16 protein-coding genes are annotated in these 17,068 nt (G+C 38.7%); 12 read left to right on the top strand and 4 right to left on the bottom strand.

Annotated features, from left to right (window positions below; genetic code table 11):
• The first annotated feature begins 175 nt into the window (after positions 1-175).
• Positions 176-1,699 (top strand): hypothetical protein, encoded by a 1,524-nt coding sequence (locus BMW38_RS08030; RefSeq protein ID WP_092707107.1) that lies wholly within the window; start codon positions 176-178, stop codon positions 1,697-1,699.
• Here BMW38_RS08030 and BMW38_RS08025 read toward each other — a convergent pair.
• Together BMW38_RS08025 and rpiA are read right to left on the bottom strand one after the other, a co-directional pair.
• On the bottom strand, positions 1,696-2,376 hold the full coding sequence (locus BMW38_RS08025; protein WP_092707105.1) for a YgjP family zinc-dependent metalloprotease: 681 nt from the start codon (positions 2,374-2,376) through the stop codon (positions 1,696-1,698). The two genes, BMW38_RS08030 and BMW38_RS08025, sit on opposite strands and share 4 nt — an antisense overlap.
• Positions 2,376-3,047 carry a ribose-5-phosphate isomerase RpiA gene (gene rpiA / locus BMW38_RS08020; RefSeq protein ID WP_003652085.1) on the bottom strand — a complete coding sequence of 224 codons (672 nt, stop codon included), beginning with the start codon at positions 3,045-3,047 and terminating at the stop codon, positions 2,376-2,378. The genes BMW38_RS08025 and rpiA overlap by 1 nt, the downstream gene beginning before the upstream one ends.
• 101 nt (positions 3,048-3,148) lie before the next feature.
• Here rpiA and ilvA point away from each other — a divergent pair, with 101 nt between their 5' ends.
• From ilvA to BMW38_RS08005, 3 genes are all read left to right on the top strand, one after another.
• Entirely contained in the window at positions 3,149-4,696 is a 1,548-nt protein-coding gene (gene ilvA, locus BMW38_RS08015) for a threonine ammonia-lyase, biosynthetic (protein WP_170834049.1), read from the top strand.
• Between the two features lie 145 nt (positions 4,697-4,841).
• Positions 4,842-5,492: a potassium channel family protein gene (locus BMW38_RS08010; protein WP_017392252.1), complete on the top strand. Its 651-nt coding sequence runs from the start codon at positions 4,842-4,844 to the stop codon at positions 5,490-5,492.
• A gap of 17 nt (positions 5,493-5,509) precedes the next feature.
• Complete coding sequence (locus BMW38_RS08005) at positions 5,510-6,847, top strand: TrkH family potassium uptake protein (RefSeq protein ID WP_092707103.1); 1,338 nt, start codon at positions 5,510-5,512, stop codon at positions 6,845-6,847.
• A 42-nt stretch (positions 6,848-6,889) separates the two neighbouring features.
• Here BMW38_RS08005 and BMW38_RS08000 read toward each other — a convergent pair whose 3' ends face one another.
• Both BMW38_RS08000 and BMW38_RS07995 read right to left on the bottom strand, forming a co-directional pair.
• A complete protein-coding gene (locus tag BMW38_RS08000; RefSeq protein WP_092707101.1) occupies positions 6,890-8,038 on the bottom strand; it encodes a phospholipase A in 1,149 nt (382 codons plus the stop codon).
• A gap of 20 nt (positions 8,039-8,058) precedes the next feature.
• Complete coding sequence (locus tag BMW38_RS07995) at positions 8,059-10,998, bottom strand: insulinase family protein (protein ID WP_213031125.1); 2,940 nt, start codon at positions 10,996-10,998, stop codon at positions 8,059-8,061.
• Positions 10,999-11,378: 380 nt separating this feature from the next.
• Between BMW38_RS07995 and BMW38_RS07990 the strand changes: the two genes are divergently transcribed.
• The 8 genes from BMW38_RS07990 (at position 11,379) to BMW38_RS07955 (ending at position 17,057) form a co-directional block, all read left to right on the top strand.
• Positions 11,379-12,383, top strand: a complete 1,005-nt coding sequence (locus BMW38_RS07990) for an adenosine kinase (RefSeq protein WP_092707097.1) — start codon at positions 11,379-11,381, stop codon at positions 12,381-12,383.
• A 16-nt stretch (positions 12,384-12,399) separates the two neighbouring features.
• Positions 12,400-12,708, top strand: coding sequence for a Rieske (2Fe-2S) protein (locus BMW38_RS07985; RefSeq protein ID WP_003652095.1), 309 nt, complete (start codon positions 12,400-12,402; stop codon positions 12,706-12,708).
• A 25-nt stretch (positions 12,709-12,733) separates the two neighbouring features.
• Positions 12,734-13,342, top strand: coding sequence for an OB-fold-containig protein (locus BMW38_RS07980; protein WP_003652096.1), 609 nt, complete (start codon positions 12,734-12,736; stop codon positions 13,340-13,342).
• A gap of 380 nt (positions 13,343-13,722) precedes the next feature.
• Entirely contained in the window at positions 13,723-13,917 is a 195-nt protein-coding gene (gene cydP / locus BMW38_RS07975) for a cytochrome oxidase putative small subunit CydP (protein ID WP_003652097.1), read from the top strand.
• Entirely contained in the window at positions 13,917-15,503 is a 1,587-nt protein-coding gene (locus BMW38_RS07970) for a cytochrome ubiquinol oxidase subunit I (RefSeq protein ID WP_092707095.1), read from the top strand. Before cydP ends, BMW38_RS07970 begins: the two co-directional genes overlap by 1 nt.
• Positions 15,500-16,645: a cytochrome d ubiquinol oxidase subunit II gene (gene cydB, locus BMW38_RS07965; protein WP_005040079.1), complete on the top strand. Its 1,146-nt coding sequence runs from the start codon at positions 15,500-15,502 to the stop codon at positions 16,643-16,645. Before BMW38_RS07970 ends, cydB begins: the two co-directional genes overlap by 4 nt.
• Before the next feature lie 10 nt (positions 16,646-16,655).
• Positions 16,656-16,757: a cytochrome bd-I oxidase subunit CydX gene (gene cydX, locus BMW38_RS07960; protein ID WP_000270276.1), complete on the top strand. Its 102-nt coding sequence runs from the start codon at positions 16,656-16,658 to the stop codon at positions 16,755-16,757.
• Positions 16,758-17,057: a cyd operon YbgE family protein gene (locus BMW38_RS07955; RefSeq protein WP_080593069.1), complete on the top strand. Its 300-nt coding sequence runs from the start codon at positions 16,758-16,760 to the stop codon at positions 17,055-17,057.
• The last annotated feature ends 11 nt before the right edge of the window (positions 17,058-17,068 follow it).

The following is a 17,068-nucleotide window of genomic DNA, read 5'->3' as shown; positions in this document are numbered from 1 at the left end:
ATTTTTGAATCTATACTTGCGCAGTAGTATGACAGGATGTCCAAGCTTACAAAACCATTTCATGCTTGGTAATTTTAATTTTTTTAATTTTAGCGACAATTAGATAGAACTTATTGAACTGTCATAACTAAACAAATATCAGCAAATAAATACCAGATTTAATTGGAGAGCTAGGATGCTTCATCAATCAAAAGAAACAAAATTACACACTTACCTTGGCTTGAGCACATTAATTTTAAGTGCACTACTTGTAGGTTGCGGAGGTGGAGGCAGTAGTAGTGGCAACTCACCAAGCACTCCAACACCCGTTGATCCTACTCCGGAGGTAACGACTGATGTTACTCTTAAATCTCCTGTAGAAATGCGTAATATCCAACTAAAAGTATATGTCAACACCACTAACTCTGTTTTATTGGATACTTCAATTGCAAGTTTAAACAGCTTTAATGTCAAAATTCCTACCGCTAAATTGAATCGTTTATATCGTGTAGAAATTACGACTCAAAATTCATCTCAAGTATTTGATCCAATTACTTCAACATACCAAAATTTCTCTGGCGTTTATCATGCGTTTATTACACCAAACAGTGTAAGTGGGAGAACCCTATTCATCAGCCCAAGTAGTGAAGCGATTTACCAACGAGCTGTGATACGCTCAGGACAACTCCCTCAAGAAACAATTGACCCAACTCGCATTGAGCAATTGCATGTAGATTTAGCTTCTCAAGATGTTTATAGATCTCTTCTTAATGCGTTCAAAGATGCCGACATTCCAAGTTTAAGTCCAGCCAATCCCCTTACGGTTTTAACTTTATTGCAGTACTCAACTAAAAAACCTAGCACATATGTAGATAGTTATCTTAGCTTTGGCTACTTACAACATTGGTCAACTTTTCATAGTGGAACAAACACATATCAAGAGCTCATTAAAAGTTTGGCAACAGATTTAAAAGATGGCTTTTTAGATGGGAAAAAACTTCATGGAGATCAAACGACCTTTACCCCTATTTTCACAGGTGCCCCAGATAATATTGATCCAGTTAAAAATACACTGTTAGATATTGCAGCTAATCAAAAAACAACACGTGATAATTTTGCAACCAATTTAAAAGCCGCTACTTTAAAATTGGCAGACACCCAAAGCCAATCCAGTCTAGATCAAATAGGTTATGATCTACTGCAAAAGAAACTATATTCAGGAGTCGTACCTGCCGGAAATACAACTGACTTTTTCCGTATAGATGGGGCTGGTGATTATCGTCGTGCTGTAGGTTTTAGCGGTATTACAGCGACCTGTAACGGTTCTGTATATCCTTGCAAACAAGGTTTGACTAGCATTAATCTGTCCGACCCCAAACTACCAGCTACAGACTATTTAGTAGGTCACTATGAAGACACTGCAACAGGTTGTCAGCTTAATTTCCGTGCGAATGGTCAAATCGAACTTATTAAAGGAACACAGACTTATCGCTCTGCTTTAAGCGCCGATAGTACAGATAATCTATTGCAAACAGATGCTGTAAGCTCAAGTTATTTACTCAACTCAAGTTCAGCCGAACCAAATAACTCAACGCAGCAATACAACTTCATACAACTATCGATTAAAGCAAATAAAATCGTGAGTGCCAAAGCAGGTCTAGATAGCCGAAAAGCACCAGATAACTTACAAACACCACAATTAGAATGTAGTTTTAGTTAATTTGAGACATACCACCATGCAGGCAACGGATTTGATTTAAGTTGTCTGCGGTGTTTTTGAAAATATGGATCGTATTTTTCAACTTCTGCCCAAAATGCAGGGCTATGATCAAAATGTTTAGTGTGAGCTAACTCATGAATAGCGACATAGCGAGTAATCTCTTGTGGCATGAGCACCAAACCTGCATGCAGCATAATATTATGCTGACTGCTGCAACTTCCCCAGCGAGTTTTGGGACGGCGGATTGAACATTCGCTGTAATTTAGACGAGTTTGCTCACTTAAATCGTTTAAAAGCTTAGGTAATTCTTGTTTCGCAAACGCAATAACTGCACTTTGTAATGCCAAATATGGCTGCGTATCTTTAATAAATAGACAGTTATTTTCCCAATCAAATTGGAAAACACGATGTTGCTTTTGAACAACGACCTGAAACGATTGGTCTTTATTAAAAAAATAAATTTCTGAAGGAATTTCAAGTGAACTAGATTGAACGTGTTGTTGCTTATTCCACGTTTCGATCAACCATTGCTCAGATTGTGCTAAAAAAAGCTGAATTTGATTCTTACTGCAAAACAAAGGAACTGTCAGGCGTATTGAAGCTGGCTCAACACGTAAGCGCAATTTTCTTGCTCTTACGTGTCGAACGATTTTAATCTCTGGCATTTTTGCAGACATTACTGTGCTGTACGCTCTTCAATACCATTATTTGTTGCAACAATTGCAATCGTTGCTGGGTTTAAAGCAAAAATACCATTCGTCACAACACCTGGAATGTTATTAATGGTTTTTTCTACATCAATCGCATTTAAAATATTAAGATTAAATACATCCAAAATCACATTACCGTTATCTGTTACGACGCCTTCGCGATAAACCGGATCACCACCTAAAGCGACTAGTTTACGAGCCACAGCAGAACGGGCCATTGGAATAACTTCTACTGGGAGTGGAAAATCACGGCCAAGTTGATCAACCCACTTTGAATCATCAACAATACAAACAAATTTCTTAGCAATTGACGCAACAATTTTTTCACGTGTTAATGCAGCACCGCCGCCTTTAATCATATGCATATGACGGTCAATCTCATCTGCACCATCAACATAGGCATCTAAACCACCAACATGGTTCATATCTACAACTTCGATACCTAATTTTTTAAGGCGATCGGCAGTTGCTTGAGAACTTGCCACAGCAGCTTCTAATTGCAATTCAGGCAATAAATCAATTAGAAAGTTTACTGTACTTCCAGTCCCAACCCCCAAAATGCCACCTTTGGGTAAGTGTTTTAAAGCAGCTTTCGCAGCAGCTTGTTTCTTTTCATCTTGGGTTGCGTATAGACTCATGACATCACTCAACTATTTTTTGACATTTATGCACCAATAATCGGCGCAAATGCACAGGGGTTTGCTACAATAACTTCCTATTTTAAACTGTTATAGGGAAGATGAACATGCTGTCTCGTGTGGTACGACAAATTTTACAAGCAACGGTTTATGATGTTGCAATTGAAACACCTCTCGAAGCAGCTCCACGAATTAGTCAAAAATTAAATAATATTATTCGTTTTAAACGTGAAGATTTACAGCCTGTTTTTTCTTTTAAATTACGCGGTGCCTATAACCGTATTAGCCAATTACCTAAAGAACAACTCGAACGTGGGGTAATTTGTGCATCTGCTGGCAACCATGCTCAAGGCGTAGCATTGTCAGGTCAACGTTTAGGAATTCCAGCGATTATTGTCATGCCAAGCACGACTCCGGACATTAAAGTTCAAGCAGTTAAACGCTTGGGTGGTCAAGTTGTGTTACATGGCGATAGTTTTGATATAGCAAATAAATATGCGCAGCAACGTGCCGAAGTTGAAGGCCTTGTATTTATTCCACCTTATGACGACGAACTTGTCATTGCTGGTCAAGGTACTATTGCAAATGAAATCTTACGTCAATGGCGTGATGTAGAATATGTGTTTGTTGCTGTAGGTGGTGGTGGCCTTATTTCAGGCGTAGCAGCTTACCTTGGTGAAGTTGCACCTCACGTGAAAATTATTGGCGTTGAATATGAAGAATCTGCGTGCTTAAAAGCAGCCTTAGAAGCAAATGAACGCGTCATCTTGCCACATGTAGGCTTGTTTGCAGATGGTACTGCTGTTGCACAAATTGGTGCTTTACCATTTGATATTATTCGTCTGCGTAAGTCTGATAATTCTGGTCCAATTGTTGACCCTGATATTGTGACTGTAAACACAGATGAAATTTGTGCGGCAATTAAAGATACCTTTGATGAAAACCGCAGCATTGTTGAGCCTTCAGGTGCGATGGCCCTCGCTGGCATCAAAAAATATATTACCGAACATAAAATCAGCAATAAAAACATTGTGTCGATTGTATGTGGCGCCAACATGAATTTTGACCGTCTACGTTATATTGCTGAACGTACTGAGTTAGGTGAACAGCGTGAAGCTATTTATGCGGTGACGCTACCAGAAGAAAAAGGTGCATTCTTAGGCTTCTGTCGCGCTTTACAAGGCCGTAATATTACCGAGTTTAACTACCGAGCAAACAATACAGAAGAAGCACAAGTCTTTGTTGGTATTAGCTTAAAAGGCGGTGACGCTGAGCGCCATGAAATTTTAGAACAATTGAAGCAACAAAATTATGTGGTAGATGATCTATCTGATGATGAAGTTGCCAAGTTACACATTCGTTATTTGATTGGCGGTCATGCAAATCTAGATGATGAAAGATTGTTCCGCGTTGAGTTTCCTGAACGTCCAGGCGCCCTCTTAACCTTCTTAACTCGCTTAGGCCCAACCCATAATATTACGCTATTCCATTATCGTAATCATGGTGCAGCAGAAGGACGTGTATTAGTCGGTTTACAAGCAACCGATGCGAAACAAAATCCTGATGGGTTAATTGAAACTCTTGAGCAGATTAGCTATCCGTATGCAGAAATTACGAATAATGTTGGCTACAAACGTTTCTTGAAATAATCTCCGATTTTGATGAATAAGCCGACAAATTTGTCGGCTTATTCATATAATTATTCTAATATTCCCATCATATTTACATTGCCTCTCTTTATCTCAAAGAAAATATCCTTAAAAATAAACGTCTAATCAGGAAACAAGGACCAACATGGCACAGTTTGCAGTCATTGGCTTAGGGAGTTTCGGAGCAACTGTTGCTCAAGAGCTCACAAAATTAAATCATGATGTTATTGGCATTGATACGGTAAAAAAGAATGTTGAAAATCTTGCCAACGTTTTAACTCATGCAGTCATTGCCGATGCGACCGACGAACATGTACTCGATGAACTTAATATTCAAAATTGTGATGCAGTTGTTGTAGCAATTGGTGAAGATATTGAAGCAAGTATCCTATGTGTCCTGAATTTAAAAAATTTAGGTATGGACAAAGTTTGGGTAAAAGCAAAAACCAAAGCACATCACACCATTTTGTCGCATCTCAATATCAATAAAATTATTCATCCTGAAGAAGATATGGGGGTACGCGTTGCTCAAGCCCTAAACTATCCAATGGTGAGTCGTTATATGTCCCTAGACGATGACCACTACATTATTAAAATTGAAATTCCAGAAAAACTTAATGGTATTAACTTATATGGCATTATGCAGCAAGCACCACAGGTTAAGACATTGCTCGTAAAAAGACAGCAGCAAATTTTGTTTGAGACCGAAGAAAATTTCACATTGCAAACGCATGATATTCTTATTTTGGAAGGTCATTTACCGCAGTTAAAGAAACTTTCTAATTGCTTCATATAAGAAACGAAATCTAGAATATGTCTATATATCCCAAGCCCCATAAAACATTAAATTTAAGCCCTCCTTCACTCTTGGCACTGGGGTTTTTGGGCTTTATTATTTTTGGCACGTTATTACTAAAGCTACCGTTTGCCAATACAGGTCATGTGAGCTGGATGGATGCCCTCTTTACAGCAACCTCAGCAGTCACAATTACCGGGCTATCTGTTTTAAATATTCATGAGTCTTTTACCCTATTCGGGCAAACTATCATTTTGTTACTGATTCAATCTGGTGGTCTGGGCTTTATGACTTTTGCCATATTGGCTGCATTAAGTTTGTCACCCAAAGTTGGCCTTAAACAACAAATGATGGCACAAGATAGTCTCGGACAAACGAGCCTATCAAAAGTTACTTTTGTTGCTAAGGGAGTTGTCATTTATACCCTTATTTTTGAGCTTATTGGTACGATTATTCTTACTACTGCTTTTACACCGACTTATGGCTTTGCACGTGGATTGTACTATGCGATTTTTTACAGTATCTCCTCATTTAACAATGCTGGTTTTTCATTATTTTCCAATAGCTTAATAAGCTTTCAAAGCAATTATATTATTTGTATAACAGTTAGCATACTTTATACCTTAGGCGGGCTGGGCTTCTTGGTTCTCATGGACATTAAGCAAAATAAAAAATGGAAAAAACTCACTCCCAATAGCAAGCTAATTCTTACCACTATTACAGTGATTAACATTATTGCCTTTATTTTAATATGGGCTTTAGAAGCTCAAAACCCACATACTCTAGGAATGCTCAGTATTGGTGATCAAGCATTAAATGCTTGGTTCCAAGCCACTGTTCCACGCTCGTCAGGATTTAATACCATTGATACAGGTGCAATGACCAACAGCAGCTCCTTACTCATGATGTTGCTTATGTTCATTGGTGGTGGCTCGCTTAGTACCGCAGGTGGAATCAAAGTTGGAACCTTTGTCATTTTAGTGCTCAGTGTTATTTCTTTTTTACGGCGCACAGATGAAATTCGAATATTTAATCATTCAGTCGCGCACGAAACGACCTATAAAGCATTAGCAGTTACTGCAATTACGAGCATACTCATTTTCATGGGGTTCTTTATTATTTTGCTTTTAGAGCCTAAAGCAGACTTTATGAATTTACTGTTTGAGGTTGTTTCAGCAGCTTGTACTGTGGGGCTTTCTCGTGGAATCACGCCAGAGCTACATAATGGTAGTTTGTTCATTTTAAGTTTGTTGATGTTTGCTGGGCGACTCGGCCCATTAACACTGGCTTATTTAATTGCCACTCCGAAAAAAAGTCGACTCAAGCACCCTCAAGCCAATATTCAAATTGGATAATAAAAATGCCGCTATAAAAGCGGCATTTTTACAAGTAAAGACTTAGTACCAATTCATGAGTGAAACACCCAAGCCCGCGTAAGTTGCTCGGTGGTTATAGTCAATTAAGCTTTCACCGTAACCATTAAACAACTGGAAGTGTCCACGCAGTTTGCCACTGATTGGGAACGCCCAATCAAATTGAACAGCACCATGAGAATCATCACCACCTTTCAAAGAATGACGCAGCATTAAAGAGAAGTCATTTTCCTTCCACTTATAAAATGCTGTTAAATCACCACGACCGATATAATTTTCCATATCAGGGTTATTATCATCCTTGCTATCTTCTTCAATGCGCACCCATGGACGCAGCATCAAAGCAAAGTTACCGCGCTCTAATCCCACATTAAAGATTACGCGGTTCCAGCTACGAGATAATGGATCTGATCGTCCATTTGATTGGTGATTTAATGTAACCCCAAGCAAACGACCATCTAGACCAAGCAATTCATAGTTGGTTCTAAACATTAAACTTGCTTCAGGCTCATAATTCGTTTCACGGAAAGGACGAGACTCTTCAGCATTGAATGTCTGCCAACGTGAAGATTGTGTATAACCTACCCACAAATCACCATTGTTGCCAAAAATATTTTCCCAAGCTTTGGTTTTTAAAGAAATCTGAAACTTACTTTCTGTTGATTTCAGATTTTGATCTTCTGTTACAGTATTATTTGGGTTGGGGCTATGCGGAAACTCATTTTTTTCACTTGTCCAGAATACAGGTAGCAAATAGACCGGCTGATAAGCACGAATATTCCAAACCCCCAATTTACTCTCCTCAGACAACTCCCAACGTTGATCCAGCAAAGAAGTAGTGGGTTTAAGTTTTGGTGCTTTACCAATTATTTTGATATTACTCACTGTATCTACCACCTTCTCTTTAAATGTTTCAGGTGGAACAGCAGGTGCATCAATTTTTTTAACAGGCTCTGGTACAGCCGCAGCTTGAATAACTGGTAAAGCTGCTGGTTTAAATACAGAGTCATAACAAGCCAGACGATCGGCATTCGAAGCAAGAGCAACACATGCATCTACTGTCGCAGGGGTTGGTGCCAAAGTGTCAGCATATGTCACAGACGCACACAAACAGCTAAGCACGATTCCCATGCTTAGCTGTAAAGATGTGCGTTCAAATTGTCTGAACGCCATGTTCATCTCCAATTTTTATTTTAATTAACTTGTTGAATGGTAAAACCTAATTGTTGCAATTCATCGCGTTTTGCAAATGGTGCAACTACAGCTTTTACAGGAATTTGCTCAACTAAATATTGACGAGCAACACGTTGTAAATCTTCTAATGTTACATGCAGCAATCGGTCACGTAAGGTACGGCGGAAAGCAGGTGTTCTTGCATGCAACAATGCATAACATGCTGTGATCGCCTCACCCGCTGGTGAACCCGGTTTATCCATACTTGCAACGAGTCCAAGAATCGCTTCTTCAAGCTGATGCGGCTGTTGTTCCGTATTTAATAACCATTGCACACTTGCTTCAAAGTCTTTAAAAGTTTCTGCTAAACGCGGGTCACGGTAACTATAGAAACGGAATGAACACGCGTTGCCATCATAACTTGCTCCGCCACCATACGCACCGCCTTTCTCACGAATGGCACTGTGTAAGAATCCATTACGTAAATAAGCTGCCAATACCATTAAGGGAGCCGCATCTGGATGCGATACATCGACAGCTTGATAAGCAGAAGCACAGAACTGAACATTTGCCTGAATTAACCATGCTTCATGATTATTATCATTTGCTTGTGCTACGTGCGTTAACTCTGTTGCAGCTGGACCAACATTTAATTTGTCCCAAACATTTTGGATTTCTTCAACTAAACGTTCAGACTGATGTTCTTCACATACAAGTAAGAACTGTTTAGGCGCTTGCAATAATTTAGTATGAATACGTTTTAATTCCGCAATTAGCTCATCATAAGCTGCATCATCTTGGGTAATTTTAGCAACAAGCTCACCTAACCAGTTTAATGCACCTAACCCAGTGTTTTGATAGTCACGTTGAGCCAATGCACTCATATTACGTGATGCAATCTGCATTGCATAGCTATGCCCAGCACCAGACAAACGAGACTGCCAACGTGTTTTACGCTGTTGTAAGAGCTCAATAATGCGCTCTTTCTCGTCAAAACGAAGCTGCTCAAATGCTAACTTTAATAAATGAATTGCATCGAACTTCTGAGTTAACGATTTAGTCGTTAATGTTAACCAAGCACTAATTTTATCTTTATCGTCAACTTTACTACGTAAAGAAGCGCCCATTCCTAAACCGCCACTTACAGCAGTTTGTAAGTTTTGCAGCTCAAGATAGTCATATTCTCCTGCTCCAACTTCACCCATCAAGATAGAGAGCAAATTGAAATAAGGTGACATTACAATATCTTCAGGAATCTGGATGAGTACTTGTTGATAGTAAATACCGTTCGTACCAGCATGGTACAAATTCAACGGCGTATCCATACGATTACAAAGAATTTCACGTAACTGCCCCTGCACAATATGCAAGTCAGCAGGTACATCTTCCAAACCTACTTTTGGTAATAGTTCAAGGTTGTCTGGAGTATCCTGACGTTCCTCTAGCGCCTTGGTATTAGCGACAATTTCAGCCTTATCAGCATCTGTTAACTTTTCACCAATAGCAGCTAAACGTGCTTTTTCTGCTTCTTGCTCTTTTACAGACTTAGTTGGGTCTGGAACTAAAGTCATCTGCACGCGATGTGGGTTGTCTAGCAAATGCGTTTGAATCAGATTTGATAACCACATTGGGTCTTTCAACTCTTCTTTAACTTGTGCAATTGCGCTGTCAACATCCCAAATTTGAATTGGGTCATTATGGTGAATCGCACCGCTTAAGCCATTTAAAATTAGACTTAAACCATATGGTGTACCATCACCATTGATTTCACGTTGATGTAATTCAATTTGATGTAAAATCGCATCGACTAAATCGCTATCAATTGGTTTTGCAGCGACATCACGTAAAATATTTAAAACACCATCTTTAAAGGTTTCAGCATGCTCAGGGTTTGAACCTTGAACACCACAGTAGAAAGTCATTTCAAAGTTACTGTCGTCTACACCCATTAATGGACCAGTGGATTGAGCATAACCACACGTTTCTAAATAATGGCGTAGTGGTGAAGCTGAATTTTCTAATAAAATTCCTTCAACTAAACGCATTCCCAAACGCAATTTAACATCGTTTGCTTCAGGTAATAACCAAGATAAGACATGATAAGTTTTATCTTTTAAATCATCACTATCAACGCCATAGTTTTCTGTTACTTCAATTGGCGCAGCTAAACGTTTTTCGGGCTTAGAATATAAAGTTGTACCCACAGAAAACTTATTTAGAGCTAGTTTTTCAAATTGCTCTTGTAACTCATAAGCTGTTTGATTCCCGAAAGTCATAAACACCGCATTACTTGGATGGTAATGAGTTTTATAAAAATCGACTAACTGCTCATACGTTAAATCAGGAATATCTTTCGGATCGCCACCTGAATTGTAATGGTAGGTCGTTTCAGGAAATAAATGATGAGCCAACTGGTGATAAAGTTGGTCAGACGGTGCACTCATGGCACCCTTCATTTCATTAAAGACCACACCTTTATAAACAGGTTGTCCATTTTCAAGTTCAATGCGAATACCTTCTTGAGCAAAATCAAGTGGATTCAAATTAGCGGCAAACGCCGCATCAAGATAAACAGAAAGTAAGTTTTGGAAATCTTTTTTGTTTTGAGTAGCAAATGGATACGCAGTCCAATCTGCTGCTGTAAATGCGTTCATGAACGTATTTAAAGAACGGCGAATCATTAAAAAGAACGGATCACGTACCGGAAACTTTTCAGATCCACACAAAGCGGTATGTTCTAAAATATGTGCCGTGCCTTTAGAGTCCATAGGCTGTGTTCTGAAAGCAACAAGAAATACATTTTCATCATAGTCAGTTGCCAAGTGATAATGCACAGCACCTGTAACTTTATGCTTATATTCAGACACTAAAATATCTAATGCTTCTACATGGTGCTGACGTAGCAACTGAAACGCAGGGTGAACAGTTTGAGAAATGGTTTCAGTGACATCTACAGTCATGTGATCTCCTAACATATCGGATAAGTGAATAAGTCTCATTATAGCCTGAGTCAGCTTGAGATTGGCGAACAAAAGCCAAGTAAAATACTATGTTTTTGTTGGGTATTAGTTTTCAAGGGCACAGCTTTGATATCAAGCACATAGCCATGAATGTTTTATCCTACCAGAACAAAAGCTTTTAATTCTATGTATATGACAGACATTGAATAAAAAAGCTTATCAATTTTATCTCAATGACCTATCCTCAGATCTAAAGAATATTCAAACAACAATATTTCTCCACTTATATTTGAATTAACTGAATTTTATTCAACAAACTACAGCAAATCCAAGCAATGGTGTAAACTTAGCTACCTGATTTTTTATTTGTGACAACACATATGGCAACTGTAGATCTTTTTGCAATTGGTAATGCATTAATCGACCAAGAATTTAAAGTGTCTGATGATTTTCTTAATCAACAAGGCCTGCAAAAAGGCACAATGCAGTTGTCCGATGGTGACACTCAATCTGCTCTTTATGCAGAGTTAAAACAGCATCAAGACTACAAGGGTCAAGCAAGTGGCGGTTCTGCAGCAAATACGACTGTAGCTTTTAGTGCATTAGGTGGAAGCGCTTTTTATGGTTGCCGTGTTGGTCACGATGATTTAGGTGCGATCTACCTACAAGGTCTAAATGAAGCTGGCATCCAGACTACCCCAAAATCAATCAGTGAAGGCGTAACTGGCACATGTATGGTGTTAATTAGCCCTGACTCTGAACGCACTATGCACACCTATTTGGGTATTACTGCTGAACTTTCTCAAGATCAAATCGACTTTGAACCATTAAAAACAGCAAAGTGGCTTTATATTGAAGGTTATCTTTCTACAAGTGAAACGGCTCGTAAAGCTGTAAAACAAGCAAGAGAAATTGCAAAAGCAAATGGCGTTAAAATTGCCCTCTCTCTTTCAGATCCTGCCATGGTGCAATACGCTCGTGAAGGCTTGGAAGAACTTATGGATGATGGCGTAGACTTACTATTTTGTAATGAGCAAGAAGCCTTAATGTATACCAATACAACTTCTGTAGAAGATGCTCTTACTCAATTACGTTTTAAAAATTATACCGTAGTCATTACACAAAGTGCCAAAGGTGCTTTAGTTTCTAACCCAACTCAACATTTTCATGTTGCGGGACGCCACGTAGAAGCAGTTGATACAAATGGTGCAGGCGATGCATTTGCAGGCGCGTTCCTTTATGCCCTAAACCATCACCAAGATTTGAATGCTGCGGCTCAGTTAGCCATCTTAATTTCGAGTGAAGTAGTCTCTCAATTCGGACCACGTTTAGCTGTAAATGATTATGCTAAACTTCTTGAAAATTTTCAGAAGGAATGTGCTTGAAATGGAAAGGATCTGTATGACGGAAGAAGTTCCTGAGCGTGAAGCTAGAGCTTTTGACACTTTACAAGGAACTACTATTTTCGTTACGCAACGTGACGGTGCATTCTATGCTTATCAGAATTTATGCCCTCACCTACAAACTGAGCTTGAATATTTAGAAAATCAATTTCTCGATCAAGACCAAGAATACATCCAGTGCTCTACTCATGGTGCTTTATTTACTGTGGAAACAGGCGAATGTATTTCAGGGCCATGTTTAGGTGATTTTTTAAATAAAGTTGAGCTTAAAGTACATTCAGATGGCGGTATCTATATCGTAGACTGAAGCTATAAACATTAGAGTTTCTGCCATGGCTGATTTCTTTTTCAATTATTATCTTATGCCATTTCACTTAAGTGTAGTGGCTTTGATATTGCTCAGCGTGGTAGAAACCATTGGTATGTATATTGGACTCCGTCCAAGTCAGTTACTTAAAAAAATTGCACCGGATTGGCTTTCTAACTCACCACTACTTAATGTTAAATTTTCTAAAGCTCTAATTTTCGTTTTTTTACTCATCAATTTCAGTTATGCAGGTTACTTTTTACAACTCTCTTTCTTCGCAATACAGCATTATTTTATTTCACCATTTTATTTAATCGTCCCAGCACTTGTGATCGCAATTTTTTTTACTGTGTTCATGATTCACTGCCTTGACCAAGTAATTAAACCGAAGCTTACACATACCAACTATAACCTTTTAGGGCGATTAGCAACTATTTCCAGTGGTAATGCCAGACCAGGTTTTTCTGCTCAAGCACGCGTACGTGATGAATTTGGTCAACTTCACTATGTTCAAGTAGAACCAGAATACGGCGAACTCGAATTATATTCCCAAGTCATTCTTGTTAAAGTGCATAAAAGCCATTATGTAGCCAAAAAAATCTCTATCTCAAACGATCTTTTCGCACCCGATTAATCCTTAATAATTCTTTTAATCCATTATTGCTTTTTTGCAGGCTTTATTACGGCCTTATTTTATTATTTTCTTTTTAATTAATTATTTATTATCCCGACTATTTTAGTTAGAAATAAAATTAACAAATATTATATACAACCATTTTAGTCGGAATTAAATTCAAAACAAACCATTTTAATCAACTTAATAATTTTATTTACAATTATTTCAGTAGGAATTAATAATCAATTCAAACCATTTTAGTATAGTATTATTTTATAAATATTAAATATTTGTTTTTTATGAATTAATTATTTAAATATCTATTTAAAATATATTTATTGTTTATTTTTATTATATTTTGATTAATAATAAAATTAATATCAAATGAGGTTTAATGAATGAGCCTTAATTTTCAAAATCTTAATAGCCGTTTAATTAAAGAAATCACTATTATTCTAATAATAAAAATAGTGCTTCTTTTAACGATTAAACATATTTGGTTTGATGCTCCCACCATCCCCAAAAATTTTGACAATCAGGTTGCCGAGCATATTGCTGGCGATAACATTTCCAACATTAAGGAGACACGTTGATGATTTCTGAAAGCGTGGTTGATCTTTCGCGGTTTCAATTTGCAATGACCGCAATGTATCACTTTCTTTTCGTCCCTTTAACTTTAGGTTTGGCTTTTATCCTTGCCATCATGGAAACCACCTACGTCATTTCTGGTAAAGAAATTTACAAAGATATGACTAAATTTTGGGGAAAATTATTTGGTATTAACTTTGCGTTAGGGGTAACGACTGGCTTAACCATGGAGTTCCAGTTTGGAACGAACTGGGCTTATTACTCACATTATGTAGGTGATATTTTTGGTGCGCCATTAGCAATTGAAGGTCTGATGGCATTCTTCCTTGAGTCGACATTTATTGGTTTATTCTTCTTTGGATGGGACCGTTTAACTAAGGTTCAGCATCTAGGTGTAACGTGGTTAGTTGCGCTAGGCTCTAATATGTCAGCGCTGTGGATTTTAGTGGCGAATGGCTGGATGCAAAACCCTGTAGGTGCTGCATTCAACTTTGAAACGATGCGTATGGAACTAGTCGATTTCGGCGCGCTTATCTTTAACCCCGTAGCTCAAGTTAAATTTGTACACACTGTATCAGCAGGCTATGTAACTGGTGCGATTTTTGTACTAGCTATCTCAAGCTACTACTTGCTTAAAAAACGTGATCTTCCTTTCGCTCGTCGTTCATTTGCAATTGCTGCGATTTTCGGTCTTGCATCTACACTTTCAGTGATTTTACTCGGTGATGAATCTGGCTATGAATTAGGGGATGTTCAAAAAACTAAACTGGCTGCAATTGAAGCTGAATGGGATACTCACCCTGCTCCAGCTCCATTTACTTTATTTGGTATACCGAACCATGAAGAAATGCGGACAGATTATGCAATTAAAATTCCATATGCATTAGGTTTAATTGCAACCCGTTCAACAACCAAAGAAGTTACTGGGCTTAAAGATCTCATGCAGCAGCACGAAGTTCGTATTCGTAACGGTATGCTTGCCTATGCTGAACTTGAAAAACTACGTGCGGGTGATCGCTCACCAGAGTTATTAGCCTCTTTTGAAAAAAATCAAAAAGATCTAGGTTATGGCCTACTTCTTAAGAAATATGCACCAAATGTAGTTGATGCAAGCGAGCAAAATATTAAAGCCGCTGTGAAAGATACTGTTCCAAATGTTACAGCACTTTTTTTCTCTTTCCGAGCAATGGTTGCCTCTGGTTTCTTGATGCTATTACTTTTCATTTTAGCAACTTGGGCTGTAGCAAAAAGAAATGCTGAAAATAAACCTTGGCTACTTAAATATGCATTGTTTGCCTTGCCACTTCCTTGGATCGCTGCACAAACTGGTTGGTATGTAGCTGAGGGTGGCCGTCAACCTTGGTCTATTGGTGAAATCTTACCAACTCACCTATCTACTTCTAGTTTAAGTAGTGGTGATGTGTGGGGTTCTATTCTTGCGCTAGCCGCGTTCTATACCGCACTTTTAATTATTGAAATGTATTTAATGATCAAGTTTGCTCGTCTAGGGCCAAGCTCTCTGCACACTGGTAAATATCATTTTGAAAAGCAAGAACCGAAAACAGCTGTTAATGGGGAGGCCTTATCATGATTGAATATGAACTGTTAAAAATCATTTGGTGGGTGTTAGTTGGTGTACTTCTGATCGGCTTTGCTCTCACTGACGGTTTCGATATGGGCTCCATGGCTCTCATGCCTTTCGTTGGGAAAACCGATAACGAACGACGTGCGGCCATTAACACGATCGCTCCTCACTGGGATGGCAATCAGGTTTGGTTTATTACAGCAGGTGGTGCATTATTTGCTGCATGGCCAATGGTATATGCTGTAGCTTTCTCTGGTATGTATTGGGCATTACTACTGGTTTTATTCGCCCTTTTCTTACGACCAGTCGGCTTTGATTATCGTTCCAAACTTGAAAACACCAAATGGCGTAATTCCTGGGATTGGGGCCTATGCATTGGAGGCGCTGTGCCAGCGCTTGTGTTCGGTGTAGCCTTTGGTAATTTATTTCTAGGCTTACCTTTTGGTTTAGATGACACTTTACGCTCTGAATATACTGGCAGCTTTTTTGCTCTTTTAAATCCGTTTGCATTAGTTTGCGGTATTGTCAGTCTATCAATGCTCTGTGCCCACGGCGGTGCATGGCTCATGTTGCGTACAGACGATGCTTTAAAGCAACGCTCTGCAAAAGCAACCCAGATTATGGCAATGCTATTTTTAGCTTGTTTTCTTGTTATTGGAGCATGGCTGTATTTTGGTCAAATACCCGGTTATAGCTATGCAGTAGCAATTGATCCAAATGCTGCACTCAACCCTTTAGCAAAAGAGGTAGTTACCAATAGCAACCCAGGTTGGATGAACAACTATAGTACCTATCCAATTACTAAAGTTGCTCCAGTTCTTGCAATCTTAGGCGCAATCATTGCAATTATTGCAGCTTCAAAAGCAAAAGCAGGCTTAAGTTTCACTGGTACAAGTTTAATGATTGTAGGAGCAATTTTAACCGCAGGTTTTGCACTATTTCCGTTCTTACTGCCATCTAGCATTAATCCTAATTCTAGCTTGACGATGTGGGATGCTGTTTCAAGCCACCTTACTTTAGGCGTTATGACTGTAGCTGCTGGCATTTTTGTACCACTCATTTTGATCTATACCAGTTGGTCTTATTACAAAATGTGGGGAGTCATTACCAACAAACACATCGAGTCAAACTCGCATAGCTTGTATTAAGGAGAAGCAAATGTGGTATTTCGCATGGATCCTTGGCATTTTGATGGCATGTTTTGCAGGTGTACTCAGTGCACTTTATATCGAGCACCATCAGAACTTAGATGAGGAATAAATCATGGCAAAAGCAATGACAGCATCAAATCATCGAAAAGTTCAAGCATTCGCAATGGCCCTTTCATTTCTGTTGGCATTGCCTCTTGCTGCAATTTTGCTGGTTTACCCTTCACTCATGTTAGATGCAAACGGACACTACAATCACAGTCAACTCATGTTGGTGATGATTGGTATTTCTGGTGGCTTTATTTACGGAGTAGGTTTCGTACCCAACTTCTGGTTATGGAAATGGCTATTTAGCCCATGGGTGGCTTGGCCTCTCATGCTTTTAGGCTATTACATCTGGTTTTTAACCTAAATGAAAAAAGA

Source organism: Acinetobacter sp. yr461 (genome assembly GCF_900110445.1).
In the GTDB taxonomy this organism is placed as follows: domain Bacteria; phylum Pseudomonadota; class Gammaproteobacteria; order Pseudomonadales; family Moraxellaceae; genus Acinetobacter; species Acinetobacter calcoaceticus.
This window is presented reverse-complemented; position numbering and strand designations above follow the sequence as displayed.